The following is a 15,454-nucleotide window of genomic DNA, read 5'->3' as shown; positions in this document are numbered from 1 at the left end:
GCCGCTGTTCTGGCGGCCACTCGTACGTGTCATCGCACCGGTAACCCCTGAGCCATGCCCGCCCGCCCACGACACGGATGTAGAACCCCTTCGGATACTCCACGTCTCCGCTCGGCGGCTCGGAAGCGACGTGGATTGCTCCAGTCGGGGCGCGGCCTGCAGACAAGACCGAGTCCGGCGCGTCCGCCTGCTCCATCATCGCCAATCGGAGGTAGGGGCCCGTCACCAAGGGGCAAAGTTCGAGGCCTTGGTTTTTCGCAGCGGCGAAGACCCGTGACCAAGTAGCCCCGCGCTCGAAGCCAAGCTCCTCTACCGTTCTTTCCACGATTCGTAAGCTTCGACTCTCTGGTGCGTCGAAGGCGGGGTGAGCGAGCAGCGTCTCGGCGTGGACATTGAGCAAGACATTTGCGCTGTGTAGCAATTGCATGACATCACCTCACGATCGGCCCCCAACTCGAATTACACAACCTTCACCCTTCACCGCGCTGACCATGCACCTATCCTCCATCACTACCCGCCGGACAAAGAGTAGTCCTGATCACTTCAGGGTATCCATTCGAGGAACCTCCTGCGGACACTCACCGATATGCCCACAAGCTGTTCAATATTGAACAGAGTTAGTGTTGCCTGGGCGTCCACCCTGATGGCAACATGCCAGTGATCTTTCCACGTTCAGAATCAGCCTCCGCTGACCAGCCTTGAACTGTTACCGCATCTTGGAAGGCACCCCGCGCCAGACGTAGGCCGAGATCTGGGTGACTCATCCCAGGCGCACCGCCACGACGCGTCGAGGCCCGCACGCTCCACTGTTTATCAGCAAAACCTCCCCCACGAAAAACATGGTAATCGCCGTACCGGGCAGGGTCGAGCAGATCCCAGCACCATTCCCAGACGTTTCCGAGGGTGTCGTGAAGTCCGAAGGCATTGGGCTGCTTTAGGCCAACGTCTTCAGGATTTTCCAGCTTGTCATTCGATGTCCACCCAATAGCATCGAGGGGTCCGTAGTGTGGCCCAACGGTGCCAGCGCGGCACGCATATTCCCACTCAGCTTCAGTGGGTAAGCGGTACCCGGAGGCTGTCGTCCGCCAAATCACCTCTCCTGCGTCAAAGGCGTAGGCAAGGTCAAGGCCCTCGCTCACTGACGCTGCATTACAAAACTTGACGGCGTCCAGCCAATTAATATCCACTAGCGGCGATTGGGAGGCTGGTCCGACATTACCCATCAGCTGCGCGTGCTGGGCTGTGGTGACAGGGACGGCCCCGATCTCGAATGGTTCCAGCTGGACAACCCATCGACGCTGCCGTCGAGCGTCGTGCAGTTCCACTTGTCCGGCCGGTAGAGGTCGAAGATCAAACGTAGACATTCCACAATGCTCCCATGTAGTCCTGTCACCCGTTCGTCGACCGACCCGTGGATTCATGCGCCCGTCGGAGCTGAAAAGTCGCACTTTGGCAGTTCCGGTGAGGAACCTCCTACGGGACAGCTATGCATACGCTCGCCGTGTCAGCCGCGGCTCCAGCATCAGTGGCAAGGAGTTCCTCGTCCCTGACATCACTGGCGTCACTGAGGGCGGCGAGTTGTTACCCATGCACCCAGAAGGCCTAGCTACGATCTTCGAGGTGATTGGCTGAAAACCAGATAGTAGAAACAGCGAGACACCGCGCATCTGGTGCCTCGCCGTTTCTCGCTTTTAAGGCTTTTGAGTTCATCCGACGAGGCGGCCCACAATGTACAGCACCTGGCAAATCAGGAATAACGACGGCGGCGAAAGGTACAGCCAGTACTTGGCAGTCTTGAGTCTCTTTGATTGCGGTTCCCACACCAGTCTTGTCCGGACGATTCCGGCGAGGAGCATGGACAGAGCGACGGACAGAATCGGTGACAGGATACCCACCCACATGGAAGCCTCGCCCACCGTTGAGGATGTTCCGATTGCCAAGGACAGCCCCAAGACGAGAACAACGCCAGCCAGTAGTCCATAGCTGATAAAAATCAGCACAACCATCACAGTGGGGGCCATGAAGTTCCCGTTCTTGTCCCGCACGGTGCAGAGATAGCCAAGTCCAGGCAGCGATATCAAGAAGGCCAAGCCAATTAGGGCGCCAAGATAGGGCGCCACGGACCCGCTAAATTGGACTGAGCTTTGGAAGGCAACTGCTAGGGTCCAGGCCACGTAGATGATGAGAAGTGCTGTGAATGCGGTGCCCCTCAGAAGCCCAATGCTGTGGCGGGAGATTTGGGCAGCCACCGTTTCGCTGTCCGCTTCGGTAATCTTCACGTCGTGAGGTTGATCCATGCTGGGTACCTTTTAGTCATTGTTAGCTTGTAGTGGCCTATTTTTCTAGCAGATTTGCTGAGCCGAAGGCCTCTCTGGAATGGGTGTTGTAGATCGTGATGCTGTGAGCGTCAGGGAAAAAATCAATCATGTAGCTCAGGTCATAGCTCTGGTTTCCAGTGATGGATTTGAGTTTCTCGAGACTGTAGGTGGTGGGTTCATTGACGACGTTGTACCCGTCCGCATTTTTGGTCATGGCCCCCCCGTACTCGCGGTCAAATATAGTTCGGCCCCATAGTCCCCAGGGCTAGTGGAAAAGTCTGTTAATTCCAGAGTCAGGCTATCGGGAGTCTGGGTGATGATGATCTCGCCGCTTGTTGGAATGGCCTGAGAAACGAATGTTCCGGACAGGGTCTTAGAAAGTGGTGCGGTAGCAAGTGGGCTAGAGCTTACTGACTTCACCGTGGAGCTCTGGACTGTCTTGATAGGTGCTGTCGCGGTCGTGCAGCCCGAGCTAGACGAGGTGGCAATGATCCCAACTGCGAGTAATCGAACAAATTTCATGGTTCCCCCAAATGAGTTACAGGCCTAGTGGCTGATCTTCAATACATCGAAACACAGCAACACTACGCTTTACATCAACCCGTAGGTTGAACCGTCGCCGAACTCAATTGCTATTAATCATCGTTGCCACGGCGTAGGCTGAGGTCTTGGTAGGCTCGGTTTTTGGAACCGTTTGGGCGTAAAGGTGGGGGAAATGAATTCAAGAAATGTTCTGGCAATGACTGCAGTAGTGGTCATGATGGCACTGACTGGTTGCTCGGCACAGGCAAGCGCATCAGCTGAAGCTGCCGGGGGCATCGCCTCAACACCGGGTGAAAAATGCTCAGGGGGATTCGAGTCCATCTGGAATTCGACCCCAGTTGACGGCAATGTATCCGAGCTGCCCCAGGAGACCGTGACGGTAGTTTCGGAGACGGGCCGTATCTTTGATGCCATGCGCAGGGGATCGGACGGGACAGCGGAGGCCGTTGCACCAGAGAGCGTCGATTACAAAGTCAATGTGGATCCGTCTTGGCCGAAGAACCACGCCGTGATGATCGATACTGCTACGGATAAGGTTCTTGAAATCATCGAAATACCGGCCGATTTGCCCTTGTGTGAGTAGGCTCTGGAACCATTCATACACTAGAACTGTCTGAAAGGTTCGTGGGTGAATGGCCATGAAAGAGCGATCAAGAATTCACCCATATGGAAGCACCAGCTCCCGCAGCTGGAACGCTCTGCGGTCATCACGGTTGATGAAATCATCCCTTGGTTGGGCGATCCAACTTTCATATCCTGGAAGAATTGACAGATGGCACCCAGCCCGAATGCTACCGCGGTCGTTATGGGTGCACTCGCCGTGACTCACAAGGAAATGATCTGAATTGCAACGAATGCCACTACGAGGATGGCTTGGACTAACCTTGCTCTCCTTCCTTGTCCTCGGCGTCACGTTTTTCATCGGGATATTCGCCTCCGGTAAGGACACTGACGAGACATGCGCGAAGGCAGGCCAACTGCTTGACAATAACTATCGGTCGCAGAACTGGCAAGAACCAGGGCGATTCTTCCCTCTACACAACAAATGCAACGCCGGTTATGACATGATCCCGGTCTGGGTCAATCCTGCTCTGGTGATATTCGCCGTTCTAACGGCCACATTTATCTGCGCGTTTATCGTCGCGGCGACCAAACGTTTGAAAGCACACCGACGAGAAAGCCAAATTCATGTCAAGCGGTAAGTCACCCGCCGCAGTCTTCTCGGAGCTACCGTCGCAGTCTCCGGCACGCTGGTGTTCCCCATGAATGCGGCTCTCTTTATTCCGTAAGGGGTCTGTCCGTATAGGATCTCAGAACCGTCCCGTAAGCCTGTCCGGCTCCGGGGCGTTGAACCGCCCAGCTCAGCAGTCGATGCGTGATCGATGGTGCTGCCCGCAGGGGAACCTTCACCGGCGTCCCCGGCCGACAGAATCAACCTCTGGGCGGAGGTGCTTTCTCTCGGCTACTGACAGACTGGACCGATGCATAAACTAGCCATGGCCACTATGTTTTGGGGTTTTGAACGAGTGGGGAACCAGTGAAAAGAGCGATTTCCCTGCTTTGTATGTTCGTGGCAGCGGCGGTTCTGGCCACGGGCTGCACCAGCCTTTCAGTCCCGACGCACCCGTTTGATCATGAGCTGGTGGATGAGAGTTCCGTGGCAGTGCCAGTATCGGATCGCGGTGAGGTTGCACTCGTCGTCTCACGCTTGGAAGAATCGGGTTTCTTTTGCGCACAAGTACGTGCCAATAGCGACGCCGCCCAAGTTTGGTGTCGTGCGTCAGAGGACCCCGTGGGAAATGAGGTCGACAGATCGGCGACTTCGGTGAACATTGTTACAACCCGGGATGGCGTCATCCAGTATGCAGATATCTCGGCCAAAAGAGGTGGGCGCGACGGCGACTGGGACAGACTGCGCGAAGTGCTGGATGCTTCATTCCTGGCACTGTGGCACAGCGATGCGGCAAAGGTCCACAAAGTGATCACGGAGGTTGTCAGGGGCCCTAGGTTCTTCCCCGATGACCCGCACCCACCTGTCATAAAGGAGTTCAGCACCACGAACGCCAGCTACCTCGTTGCTGAAGGAGGGCTTGTCCCTAAATTCCGCCTCGTTACTTCTGCGGTTCAGGATCGAAGCTGGCCGTATGCGGCCAATGACTACGCAACGACGATGAAAGTAGCCGGCCCAGAGCTTGAATTGAGTGGATACAAGTGTTCTACACACTGGTCCTCACCGTGCAGAATGGGAGGTGGCCAGAGTTCCAACCAAGAAATTAGCTTCACAACTCCGAACCCAAACTTGAGCCTGGACGATCCGGATCAAATACTCACTGTGGATATGTTCAATCCTGGAACAACTGATGACGCCGACCTTGAGAGCTTGTCCTCTATCGGATTCCCTCAGGAGCTGCCGTTCCTAGTTCCTGCTGCTCGCGGTCCTGTCGAAGCGCAGATCGTGGCCACACAACGCACCGGCGAACCCTTCATCGGAATAGTAGCCGGGACGATCCTCATCGTCGAGCCACCAATTAACCTCCCCCGTGTCAGGACGGGGCCATTGCCAGTCAACGTAAGGATCGGGGTAGCCCCGATCAGCATCGTTGAATAACCGACCCAGAAGACCACTGCTCCCCGAAAGTTTGGGTTCCCGCGGTGTCCGGAGTCTACGGCTAACGGGAAACCCTCACCGGAAAGTACTCTAGTCGTGCCACAAGGCGGCCCGGCTCGCATGGTCAATTGCCGAAAAGCCCCATGAACAGCAGAACCAGAACACTACTGCCGCCAATAGCAGGACAAGAAATGATGCGATAACCCGGGACGGGCGGCGAGGCGTGACGAACATCGATCGAATAGCCGCTGCGGCTGAGAGCCCCGGGAGAAGTAACGCTCCGGCTAGCGTCAGCTGGCGCTGAAAAAGTACTGCGCTGAAGTTCCTTGTTTCGTAATCGTCGGGGTCAACACCGAAAAACCAGACGCCCAATGCCACGATTGTTGATACCAAAGACAAGCCCAACAATGCCCAAGCCAAGGCAAGCCATTTGTGGCCGCTCCATCGTTTCCCCATGCCTGTAATCCAACCACGAATCCTGAAATCAATGCGACTGGGCCTGTCAGAGCGTCTATGACTGTTCGTTTCGGGCGCCGCCATTCGCGGTCCTATTAGCAGAACCAGAAACGATTACCTCCTTGTACTTGGAACTCTTGTCACGTCCGAAAGAGGTGTGCCATTTAGGCATCGGCAAGGTGTATCGTAAGCCGGTCCTTCACCGGGCACACCCGCCGCTGACCTGCTGCTTTGCAGATGGTGGCCAATGAAGTGTCCGTATAGGGTGTACGGTGAACTGTCCGGTGCCGGGCCATAAGTGACACAGTATTCGAGACCGATTTCGACTGATGTAGAGGTATCTATCAGGCGTGGCTCAATTACCTCACGTCATTCCGAACGTCTTGACGTACGATCTATTACGATTTCTGAGTCGACCCCAAACGAGTGGACCGCGTCGAGTCAACGTGATCGGCCATCGATTTGTATTTGGGCGCGGTGATGTGAGGATTATGGATCGGGTGCACTTCACAGATGCCGCACGGACGTGGTTTGATCTGGCCGCAGGCCTGTCACTGCGCGATCTCGCAGTTGCGGGGGCCTACCGTGTGTGAGCACGGGGAGGAATTTCCAGTGCTTCGGAAGGCGATGTGCTGCGTGCCAGAGGTGAACGTCGTTCTTAGTGACGAACATGGCCGGGCAATGCTGTGGCCCGATGGCCCCTAGAAGAAATACCGGATTAGTTTGCAATGCGCCGGCGGCCACCACGACACGGACCAGTACCAGCGCGATATTCGGTCTCTGGAAACCACAAAATCCCTTGGTTGGCAGGAAGGGCGGATCTCACGTGAAGATGGATGAGGCGATGAACCTGCCGTTGTGCAGAAAGTTGCAGCCGCACTTGGGGCCGGTGGCTGTAAGCCGCCGCCTAACCGCTCTTAGTGATTTTCTCTGGCTGCTCTTATCAGCAGAGTGCGCCGAAGTCTGCTGCCGTACCGGATTTCGGAGCGTGGTTACCTTGCCGGATTGAACCAACCACAATGTCGTGCACTAGGGATGAGCTCAACAGCTCGGCCAGCTTGTTGCGTGCAGCGAGCCTTCCAGGATCGTCCGCGAGGAATGCCCACAGTTGCTGTTCCTGGAAGTCATCCCTCGCCAGCATTTGTTCAACGGCGGTGGCCTCGGCGGTGCGCCGTTCCGCCCTGAACCAGTGCGGCAATTGCGTGGCTGCCATGTTCAAAATCCCCGTCCTGACACTGGCCGGATCGGCGTCATGTGCAGTACCGGCGGCGGAAATACAGCGTGCCGCCAATTCCGAAATGCTTGGTTCCGCCGCCATAGGTTCGTGCGGCATACGCTGTTCTGGCAACCTCCGCATGGTCCTCCTCATGATGGGAAATTCAATATCATCATGCCCCCAATACGGCATGCCGGATATTTTCACTGTAGATGTCTTTAGCCCTATTCGGCACGCCTCAGGCCTGTATTAGCAGCCTTTGTCCCCCAGATGGGTGACACAGTAGAAGTGAAACAGGAGGGGGGTGACGCGCGAGCGGTGCCAGTAAGCGGTGCCAGCGAAAGGCGGAGGCTACTTTTCCCCGGCCACGCGCCACAAATGCAATGTCAGGTAGGACTGCCAAGGCTGCAGAGGGGCCGCCATTCGGGCTAGTTCGGCAGCCTTGATGGTGCGGGCTTCTGCCGGTGAGTCGCCTCGCAACAGCCCGTAACCATTGCGGACGGCCGCATCCGTTGGTAAGAAGATATTGGAATTGCCCAATACACGCATGGCCACATAGCCCACTGTCCAGGGGCCGATACCCGGCAGAGGCAGGAGCTTCTCGTGCAAGGAATCTAGTGTGTCCTGCTCTCCAAATGCCAGAGTGCCATTGGCCAGAAGGGCTGAGACGGTAAGGATTGAGTCAATGCGGCGTTGCGGCCCACGCAGGATTGCCCTTCCGCCAGCAGCAATTTCACCAGGTGCCGCAAACACGTGCGTCATGGTGCCGTGGGGGAGCCGGCTTGGTGTGGCCAGTGGCATGAGCTGATTCAGCGCGGTACGTGCAGCCGCAACAGTGATTTGCTGCCCAACCATGGCCCGGATGAGAATCTCGGCGGAATCCACACAGCCTGGCAGCCTGATACCTGGCACAGCAGCCACCCGTGGAGCCAGTAACGGATCGGCAGAGAGCGCAGCATCGGCCGCAACGGGGTCGTGGTCCAGATTGAACAAGTGCCGCACCGCCAGCAGCAAGTCCGTTGTGGAGCTGGGATCTTCCAGCTCAAAGTCCAGCCATAGCGCGGTCCCGTCCCAGCTGACACGGAACCAGCCGTGGGTGCCGAACATGGGGCCGCGGCCGCCGGTAAGCGCTATGGTGCGTGCATAGCTTGTAGCGTCAGCCTCTTCCACGCCAGTGACGGCGCGGGCAGCCAAAAAACTGAAGATTCCCGGGTCAAAAGGGGGAATGAACGCTAATTCCAAGGCCATGGAATCATTCTTTCACCCAATTCTCCGACGCTGCTCCGAAGCCTCGCCGCGCAGGCTGCCATCTAGGGCAGCAGCACAATCTTCCCCCGCACTGTCCCTGCTTCCATCAACGCGTGTGCCTGGGCGGCCTCGCGCAACGGCAAGGTTGTGAGCCTGCGGGCGTGTAGCGCCCCAACTGAGAGCAGCTCGTTCACGGTGGCTGCGGCTTCGGCCAGTTCGGCAACTGTGGCATTGCTGATGGCAAAACCGCGGATGCTGCCGTCGCGCATGTACAACTTGCCCACAGGCAACGGGTTCGTGGCGGCAACTCCGGAGAGCACCACAATGCGCCCCCGTGGCGCCAACACGTCCACGGCAAGCTCCAGCTGATACCGCCCCGAGGTCTCCACATGTACATCTATGCCACGTCCGCCGGATACCCGTTCCATGGCGGCCCGCAGTTGCTGCCCAAACGTTGGCGAATGGTAGTCGAGCGCAACGCTGGCTCCTTGGCCAAGGCAATGGTCGACGTCGGATGCGCGGCATGAGGCGATGACCACAGCTCCTGCTCGGATGGCTTGGATGAGGGCGCCTTGGCCAACACCGCCACCAGCCCCACCGATGAACACCACCTCACCCTCTTGCAGCTCGGCGTGTGTGTGCAGGGCCAAATACGCGGTGGCCCCCGAATGCAGCACGGCGGCTGCTGCAATGGGGTCAACTCCGGCTGGCAGGGCATAGAGGCGCTCCACTGGTACAGTGGCGAACTCGGCTGCGGTTCCGGGGCGGCCGGCAAAACCCATGGAGTTGGACCACACGCCATCGCCCGGGGCAAGGCTGGCGTACAGCTCCGCACTACCCGGACCAAACCGTTCAACGGTTCCTACCAAGTCCCGGCCCACCACCTGTGGAAACACCAGTTCAGTGGTGTAGGCGCCGCTGCGCACAAACGTATCCACGTGGTCTACAGCGGATGCTTCAACACGTACCAATACGGTGCCTGTGGCCAGCTGCGGCACGGCAAGCTGCCCGTAGCTGATGGTTTCGGGACCTCCGCGCGAGGTGAAAAAGGCGGCCTTCATGGATGTGGGCCGGGTTCTGCCAGCGGTTGCAGCTGCATTCTCGGGCGGTGTGGTGTCCATGGCAGGAGTCTAAACCTGTCCTACAGGCCAGCTTCACCTCGGTGCCCGGCTCCCGGCTTCCTGAACGCCACAGCACCGACCTGACCGGCCCTGCTAAATTGGGAAGATGGCTACGCCACTTAACCTCCATGAGCTACTTCAAAACCGGGCCCCTGATGTGGCGCCATACTTGTTGGGCGCAGTGGTGCGCCATGAGAGTCCAGAGGGTGCCGTTGCCGTGCGCCTGACCGAGGTGGAGGCCTACTTGGGCCCCCGCGATTCCGCCGATCCCGATCCGGGTTCGCACAGCTACGGCGGCATGACCGAGCGCAACTCCACCATGTTCGGCCCGCCAGGGTACCTCTACGTGTATTTCAGCTACGGCATGCACTTTAGCGCCAATCTTGTGTGCCGCCCGGAGGGGTTCTCCTCAGGTTGTCTCCTGCGCGCCGGTGAGATTGTAGAGGGGCTGGAGCTGGCCAGACGCCGGCGCCCCACCGCCAAGAACAACGTCGAGCTGGCGCAGGGTCCTGCGCGGTTGGCCAAAGCCATGGGGTTCTCCCGTGAACACAACGGCATGTTCGCCCTCGGTGGGCAGGTCAGTGTCACCTTGCCAAAGACACCGGCGGCGTCACTGATGACCGGACCACGGGTGGGCATTAGCGGACCGGGGGGCACCAGCGAATATCTTTGGCGGTTCTGGCTGGACGGTGAGCCCACCGTGTCAAAGTTCAGACCGGGAGTGGTGCGTTCTTCGCGTCGTCCCGCGTCAACTGCTCCGACAGCTCAATAAGCTCGGTAACTTCCGGATGTAGATCGGCTGGTGTGAGCCGCTGAACCAGACCGGACCTTGACGCCGGCCATTCGTGTGCCAGCAGCGAGTACACGCAGGAGTCAACACGTGCGCCGTCGTGTCCGTGCCGGTAACTGCGCAACACTCCCTCCAGTGTTGCGCCCAACTTCACGATCGCGGCAGCACTGCGCGTGTTGCGGACGTCGCAGCGCAACGTGACCCGCTGGACGGACAGATCCTCGAAAGCAAAGCTCAGCAAGGCCAACTTGGAGGAGGCATTGACGTTGCGGCCCCAGTAATTGCGGCCAAAAAAAGTCATGCCCAGTTCAATCCGTGATTGCTCCGGCACGTAGTCGTACAGGCTGGTGGTCCCCGCCACTGTGTCCGTCTCTTCATCGATGACGGCAAAAGCAATAACGGACCGATCAGCGATCCGGGCAGCGAAAAGTCGTTCCAGGGCACGCCTTGATGTTGGCCGTTCAGAGGCCATGCCCGCCCACATTTCCACATCGATGTAGGGGAACAGATCTGCCGCGTGAGAACGCCGTAGCGGCACAAGCCGGACACCGTGTCCGGGAAGTGAAATGTTGTGTTGCACGGAGAATATATAAGCACCTTTTTGGGCATCCGAAAAGCCCTTCTCCAAGAGGCTGTACCGTGGAGGGGTGAATGAGACTTTTAGTACCCCAGAAACGCCCGCCTCCAGCACCTGCAATGCCCCGGAAAGTCCGCATGTTTCCGCGGTTATTGAAGGTTTGTGCGCCACGGTTACCGACTACCCGAAGCCTGGGATTGTTTTCCAAGATTTAACCCCCGTATTTGCCAACGGACCGGCCCTGAAGCAGGTGGTGGATGCCATAGTTTGTGCCTTCGCCGGAAAGTTCGACGCCGTTGCAGGAGTTGAAGCGCGCGGCTTCCTCTTGGCGGCGGCTGCTGCCTACGCTACGGGTACGGGTGTGATCACCATCCGCAAGGCAGGAAAACTGCCCCGTGAGGTACTTTCCGAAAGCTACTCCCTGGAATACGGTGAGGCCACCTTGGAACTGCATCAAGGAGACGTTCCAGCTGGCACGCGCGTGTTAATTCTTGATGATGTGCTTGCCACGGGCGGGACGCTGGGTGCCGCAGCGGCACTCTTGGAACGCACGGGAGCTGTGGTGGCCGGCGTCGGGGTTGTCTTGGAAATAGACGGCCTTCCCGGCCGGGATAATCTAGCCGGCCACGAAGTTCTCTCTCTGCTGCACGTCTAGGCTGCTGCACGTCTAAGCTGCTCCCCGTTTAGGCTGCATTGCCATTTGTTGCGCGGATTTTTTGGGCCCGGAGTGGCCCGGCCAAGAAGCGGGATAGAATAGACGGTCCGTCTTTTGGCGGGAAGCCTTACGTATCAGGAGCCTTGCATGTATGACGACGAGTTGGCCCACGAACGCAACTATGTTGACGTCCTTTACGGGCGACTTGATGAACTCCGCGCCGAAAAGGTTGAGCAGTTGGGTGAGGTGCGGCGCGCCAAGTCCATGGGCACGCACCAGAACCGTTCCGAACGCGACGCGTTCGCCACGCTCTACGAGAACCGCCTGGCCCAGCTCAATGCCGTGGATGACAGGCTGGTGTTTGGCCGCCTTGACTTAGACGATGGTCAGGCCCGCTACATTGGCCGCATCGGGCTGCTGTCCGAGGACCTGCGTCAACTTTTGATCGATTGGCGGGCACCGGAGGCTGGCACGTTCTACCAAGCCACGGCCTTTGACCGCATGGGTGTGCGCCGCCGTCGTCATTTGTTGCTCAAGGGCCGCAACGTCAAGGCCATTGAAGACGACGTGCTGGACCACACCATGCTGGTGGATGGCGAGCACGTCCAAGGCGAGGGTGCCTTGTTGGCGGCGCTGAATTCCAAGCGCACCGGACGCATGAATGACATTGTGGGCACCATCCAGGCCGAGCAGGACCGGATTATCCGCTCACCGCTGAGCGGCGCCTTGGTGGTTCAGGGCGGGCCAGGAACCGGAAAAACCGCCGTGGCGCTGCACCGGGCCGCCTACCTGCTGTACACGCACCGCGAACGGCTGCAATCCTCCGGTGTGCTGCTGGTGGGGCCCTCCAACGCGTTCATGAAATACATTGAACGCGTGCTGCCCTCTCTGGGCGAGACCGGCGTGGTCATGGCCAGCGTTGGCAACTTGTTCCCTGGGGTGCAAGCCAAGGCTCCAGAATCTGCACAAACCGCGGAGCTCAAGGGCCGTATAGGAATGGCCAAAATTGTGGCCAATGCCGTGGCCAACCGCCAACGCCTGCCTCAAGGCGATGTTCGGCTCGACGTCGAAGGTACCCGTCTGATCCTTTCCGTCCGCCAGGTGCGCCGCGCCAGGGAGAAGGCCCAGGCCACGGGCTTACCGCACAATGAAGCGCGGGTCACCTTCGTCAAGACTCTGCTGCGCGAACTCACCGAGCAACTACGCGAACACATTGAATCAGCAGGCGCCGGCAATAACGCCGACAGATCCTACCTGGCCGAGGATGTGCGCTCATCACGTGACGTGCGGGTCATGCTCAACTTGTGCTGGATGCCCATGACGGCGCAACAACTCATTGATGAGATGTTCAGCAAGCCGGACATCCTCACAGCCGTGACACCCAACCTCAGCCCAGAGCAGCGCAACCTGCTTGTGCGGGCTCCGGGTTCGCCGTGGAGTGAGTCTGATGTGCCGTTGCTGGATGAAGCAGCCGAACTTCTGGGGGACATGGACGCTACAGGCGGCCGTGCCCAGGCCCATGCCGAATCCCAACGCAAGCGGGACCTGGTCAATGCTGAAAAGGCCATCTCCAACGTGAATCAGCAGCTGGAGGACTCCGGTGTTGACGGCATGTTAACCGCTGAGCAGCTCGCGGACTACAACATTGTGCAAGCGCAGTCCCAGACCAGTGCCGAGCGTGCCCTCACCGACAGGACCTGGGCCTACGGCCATGTGGTGGTGGATGAGGCCCAGGAGCTTTCTCCCATGCAGTGGCGTGTTCTTGTGCGCCGATGCCCCGTTAAATCCTTCACCATTGTGGGCGATATTGCCCAGACCAGTTCCGCATCCGGTGCCACATCCTGGCGGCAGGCGCTGACACCGTTCCTGGGGGAGCGGTGGAACGTGGAGGAGTTGAGCGTCAACTACCGCACGCCTCGGCAGATTGCTGAAGCTGCCGTGCGGATGGCCAATGCTGCCGGACAGTTGGTGTCTGCCCCCAAGGCAGTGCGCGACGGCGAATGGGAACCTGTTGTTGACCAGGTCCAGGCTTCCGGGGTTGTGGCCCAAGTTGTGGCTGTTATGCCTGAGGAAACCGCGGCCGTGGGCGGCGGACTTGTGGCAGTGATTGCCCCGCCATCCATGGTGGCGGAAATCGCTGCGGCGCTGCGGGCCGTGTACGGTTCCCGCATAGGCCACGGTGCAGGCTCGTTGGAGCAGGACATTGTGGTGATTGACCCGCATGAGGCCAAGGGGCTGGAATTTGACGGCGTGATCATTGTGGAGCCAGCAGCACTTCTTGCCGGTGCACAGGGACGTGTGGGGGACCTCTATGTTGCCATGACCAGGCCCACTCGGCGCCTGCGGTTGATTGGCTCGGCCCCCTTGCCCCGAGGCATTGTGGAGTAGCCCCAAAGCTCTGTGGAGTGGCTCGGGGACTCGGCGTGGGCAGCAATGGCGAAGAAACGCCGTCGTGCTGGTAATTTTGTGGTGTGTCTTTGCAAACTGAACTCCGCGTCCCCGAGAATGACTCCAGCTTCGCCAATGTTTGGCAGGAGCTCAAGTGGCGAGGCCTGATCCAGGTCTCCACCGACGAGGCAGCCCTTGAAGAGCTGCTCGCCGGGGATCCCATCACGTACTATTGCGGCTTCGATCCCACCGCCCCCAGCCTGCACTTGGGCAACTTGGTGCAGTTGCTGACCATGCGGCGAATGCAGTTGGCCGGCCACAAACCGCTGGGTCTGGTGGGAGGCTCCACCGGACTGGTGGGGGATCCGCGCCCCACAGCCGAGCGCACCATGAACTCCAAGGAAACCGTGACGGAGTGGGTGGGCTACCTGCAGGGCCAGGTGCAGCGCTTTCTGTCCTTCGAAGGCCAGAGCGCTGCTCGCATGGTCAACAACCTCGACTGGACTGCGCCGATGTCCGTGCTGGACTTCCTGCGCGACGTTGGCAAGTACTTCCGCGTGGGCACCATGATCAAGAAGGACATTGTGGCCTCCCGTCTGAACTCGGATGAGGGCATCAGCTACGCGGAGTTCAGCTACCAGATCTTGCAGGGCATGGACTACTTGGAGCTTTACCGCCAATATGGTTGCGTGCTCCAGCAAGGCGGCTCCGATCAGTGGGGCAACCTGACCAGCGGTACCGATCTGATCCGCAAGGTGGAGGGCGTCTCCGTGCATGCACTGGGCACGCCGCTGATCACCAACTCCGACGGCACCAAGTTCGGCAAGAGCGAGGGCAATGCCATCTGGCTTGACCCAGCCATGTGCAGCCCCTTCGACATGTACCAGTTCTGGCTCAATACCGCCGATGCTGACGTTGTTGACCGCTTGAAAGTATTCACTTTCCTCTCCCGCGAACAAATTGAGGCCATTGCGGTTTCGGTTGCGGAAAAGCCGCAAGCCCGTGAAGGCCAACGAACCCTTGCCTTCCAGGTGACATCTCTGGTGCACGGCGTGGATGCCGCGTTGAAGGTCATCGCGGCCTCGGCAGCGCTGTTCGGCCAGGGTGATCTGGCTGAGCTGGACTTGGGGACACTGGAATCGGCTACCCGTGAGCTGCCGCGTTCCGCTGCGCCGGCAGCCGGCTTGGGCATTGTGGAGCTGTTGGTGGCTTCCGGGTTGTCCAAGACAAATTCCGAAGCCCGCCGCACAGTAGGGGAGGGTGGTGCCTACGTGAACAATGCGAAGGTCACCGATCTGGAGGCCGTACTGGGTGTGGAGCAGGCACTGCACGGCAAGTACCTGTTGGTACGCCGTGGCAAGCGCACCCTAGCCATGGTTGAATTAGCCGCCTAATACACTGGAACGCCCGCATCAGATTCGCGTACCCGTCCCCGATTTGCGTTGGGGGCGGGTATCTGTGTATTGTTTATCGAGTTGTCCTGATGAAGGGCGGCGTGACTAGCGGGAAAATGATTGTGTTTTGGTTGTTTTCT

16 protein-coding genes are annotated in these 15,454 nt (G+C 58.9%); 8 read left to right on the top strand and 8 right to left on the bottom strand.

Annotated features, from left to right (window positions below):
• Nucleotides 1-617: 617 nt before the first annotated feature.
• Nucleotides 618-1,364 carry a formylglycine-generating enzyme family protein gene (locus CVS29_RS16930; protein WP_110107662.1) on the bottom strand — a complete coding sequence of 249 codons (747 nt, stop codon included), beginning with the start codon at nt 1,362-1,364 and terminating at the stop codon, nt 618-620.
• Nucleotides 1,365-1,449: 85 nt separating this feature from the next.
• Here CVS29_RS16930 and CVS29_RS18555 point away from each other — a divergent pair, with 85 nt between their 5' ends.
• Entirely contained in the window at nt 1,450-1,632 is a 183-nt protein-coding gene (locus CVS29_RS18555; RefSeq protein WP_211315168.1) for a hypothetical protein, read from the top strand.
• A 74-nt stretch (nt 1,633-1,706) separates the two neighbouring features.
• Here the strand turns inward: CVS29_RS18555 and CVS29_RS16920 are convergent, their stop codons facing one another.
• Together CVS29_RS16920 and CVS29_RS16915 are read right to left on the bottom strand one after the other, a co-directional pair.
• Complete coding sequence (locus CVS29_RS16920; RefSeq protein ID WP_110107658.1) at nt 1,707-2,297, bottom strand: hypothetical protein; 591 nt, start codon at nt 2,295-2,297, stop codon at nt 1,707-1,709.
• A 37-nt stretch (nt 2,298-2,334) separates the two neighbouring features.
• Nucleotides 2,335-2,532: a hypothetical protein gene (locus tag CVS29_RS16915; protein ID WP_110107656.1), complete on the bottom strand. Its 198-nt coding sequence runs from the start codon at nt 2,530-2,532 to the stop codon at nt 2,335-2,337.
• A gap of 501 nt (nt 2,533-3,033) precedes the next feature.
• Between CVS29_RS16915 and CVS29_RS16910 the strand changes: the two genes are divergently transcribed.
• The 3 genes from CVS29_RS16910 (at nt 3,034) to CVS29_RS16900 (ending at nt 5,469) form a co-directional block, all read left to right on the top strand.
• The gene (locus CVS29_RS16910; protein WP_146213098.1) at nt 3,034-3,444 is read left to right on the top strand and encodes a hypothetical protein; all 411 of its coding nucleotides are present in this window, start codon (nt 3,034-3,036) and stop codon (nt 3,442-3,444) included.
• A 301-nt stretch (nt 3,445-3,745) separates the two neighbouring features.
• Nucleotides 3,746-4,063, top strand: a complete 318-nt coding sequence (locus tag CVS29_RS16905; RefSeq protein WP_245932312.1) for a hypothetical protein — start codon at nt 3,746-3,748, stop codon at nt 4,061-4,063.
• Nucleotides 4,064-4,653: 590 nt separating this feature from the next.
• Nucleotides 4,654-5,469, top strand: a complete 816-nt coding sequence (locus tag CVS29_RS16900; protein ID WP_211315167.1) for a hypothetical protein — start codon at nt 4,654-4,656, stop codon at nt 5,467-5,469.
• A gap of 90 nt (nt 5,470-5,559) precedes the next feature.
• Here CVS29_RS16900 and CVS29_RS16895 read toward each other — a convergent pair whose 3' ends face one another.
• The 4 genes from CVS29_RS16895 to CVS29_RS16880 form a co-directional block, all read right to left on the bottom strand.
• Nucleotides 5,560-5,925 carry a hypothetical protein gene (locus CVS29_RS16895; RefSeq protein WP_110107648.1) on the bottom strand — a complete coding sequence of 122 codons (366 nt, stop codon included), beginning with the start codon at nt 5,923-5,925 and terminating at the stop codon, nt 5,560-5,562.
• A gap of 943 nt (nt 5,926-6,868) precedes the next feature.
• Nucleotides 6,869-7,282, bottom strand: coding sequence for a hypothetical protein (locus CVS29_RS16890; protein WP_146213096.1), 414 nt, complete (start codon nt 7,280-7,282; stop codon nt 6,869-6,871).
• 210 nt (nt 7,283-7,492) lie between these two features.
• Nucleotides 7,493-8,389 (bottom strand): DNA-3-methyladenine glycosylase family protein, encoded by an 897-nt coding sequence (locus CVS29_RS16885; protein WP_110107644.1) that lies wholly within the window; start codon nt 8,387-8,389, stop codon nt 7,493-7,495.
• A gap of 62 nt (nt 8,390-8,451) precedes the next feature.
• A complete protein-coding gene (locus CVS29_RS16880) occupies nt 8,452-9,510 on the bottom strand; it encodes an NADPH:quinone reductase (RefSeq protein WP_211315166.1) in 1,059 nt (352 codons plus the stop codon).
• A 106-nt stretch (nt 9,511-9,616) separates the two neighbouring features.
• Here CVS29_RS16880 and CVS29_RS16875 point away from each other — a divergent pair, with 106 nt between their 5' ends.
• Nucleotides 9,617-10,282, top strand: a complete 666-nt coding sequence (locus tag CVS29_RS16875) for a DNA-3-methyladenine glycosylase (protein ID WP_110107643.1) — start codon at nt 9,617-9,619, stop codon at nt 10,280-10,282.
• Here CVS29_RS16875 and CVS29_RS16870 read toward each other — a convergent pair.
• A complete protein-coding gene (locus tag CVS29_RS16870; RefSeq protein ID WP_170121022.1) occupies nt 10,221-10,880 on the bottom strand; it encodes a GNAT family N-acetyltransferase in 660 nt (219 codons plus the stop codon). The two genes, CVS29_RS16875 and CVS29_RS16870, sit on opposite strands and share 62 nt — an antisense overlap.
• 148 nt (nt 10,881-11,028) lie before the next feature.
• On the opposite strand from CVS29_RS16870, the gene CVS29_RS16865 reads away from it, so the two are divergent.
• The 3 genes from CVS29_RS16865 (at nt 11,029) to tyrS (ending at nt 15,314) form a co-directional block, all read left to right on the top strand.
• Complete coding sequence (locus CVS29_RS16865) at nt 11,029-11,532, top strand: adenine phosphoribosyltransferase (protein ID WP_245932319.1); 504 nt, start codon at nt 11,029-11,031, stop codon at nt 11,530-11,532.
• Nucleotides 11,533-11,679: 147 nt separating this feature from the next.
• On the top strand, nt 11,680-13,920 hold the full coding sequence (locus CVS29_RS16860; protein WP_110107639.1) for a HelD family protein: 2,241 nt from the start codon (nt 11,680-11,682) through the stop codon (nt 13,918-13,920).
• 83 nt (nt 13,921-14,003) lie between these two features.
• The gene (tyrS, locus tag CVS29_RS16855; protein WP_110107637.1) at nt 14,004-15,314 is read left to right on the top strand and encodes a tyrosine--tRNA ligase; all 1,311 of its coding nucleotides are present in this window, start codon (nt 14,004-14,006) and stop codon (nt 15,312-15,314) included.
• Nucleotides 15,315-15,454: the final 140 nt, after the last annotated feature.

Source organism: Arthrobacter psychrochitiniphilus, assembly GCF_003185915.1.
In the GTDB taxonomy this organism is placed as follows: domain Bacteria; phylum Actinomycetota; class Actinomycetes; order Actinomycetales; family Micrococcaceae; genus Specibacter; species Specibacter psychrochitiniphilus.
The sequence above is the reverse complement of the archived record's forward strand: the minus strand, read 5'-3'. Positions and strand labels throughout refer to the sequence as shown.

What these genes read in the sequence shown, in the direction of transcription:
- CVS29_RS16915 (WP_110107656.1), bottom strand. Translation starts at nt 2,532, where the DNA reads ATGACCAAAAATGCGGACGGGTACAACGTCGTCAATGAACCCACCACC.
- CVS29_RS16910 (WP_146213098.1), top strand. Translation starts at nt 3,034, where the DNA reads ATGAATTCAAGAAATGTTCTGGCAATGACTGCAGTAGTGGTCATGATG.
- CVS29_RS16880 (WP_211315166.1), bottom strand. Translation starts at nt 9,510, where the DNA reads ATGGACACCACACCGCCCGAGAATGCAGCTGCAACCGCTGGCAGAACC.
- CVS29_RS16895 (WP_110107648.1), bottom strand. Translation starts at nt 5,925, where the DNA reads ATGGGGAAACGATGGAGCGGCCACAAATGGCTTGCCTTGGCTTGGGCA.
- CVS29_RS16930 (WP_110107662.1), bottom strand. Translation starts at nt 1,364, where the DNA reads ATGTCTACGTTTGATCTTCGACCTCTACCGGCCGGACAAGTGGAACTG.
- CVS29_RS16875 (WP_110107643.1), top strand. Translation starts at nt 9,617, where the DNA reads ATGGCTACGCCACTTAACCTCCATGAGCTACTTCAAAACCGGGCCCCT.
- CVS29_RS16890 (WP_146213096.1), bottom strand. Translation starts at nt 7,282, where the DNA reads ATGCGGAGGTTGCCAGAACAGCGTATGCCGCACGAACCTATGGCGGCG.
- CVS29_RS16885 (WP_110107644.1), bottom strand. Translation starts at nt 8,389, where the DNA reads ATGGCCTTGGAATTAGCGTTCATTCCCCCTTTTGACCCGGGAATCTTC.
- CVS29_RS16920 (WP_110107658.1), bottom strand. Translation starts at nt 2,297, where the DNA reads ATGGATCAACCTCACGACGTGAAGATTACCGAAGCGGACAGCGAAACG.
- CVS29_RS16860 (WP_110107639.1), top strand. Translation starts at nt 11,680, where the DNA reads ATGTATGACGACGAGTTGGCCCACGAACGCAACTATGTTGACGTCCTT.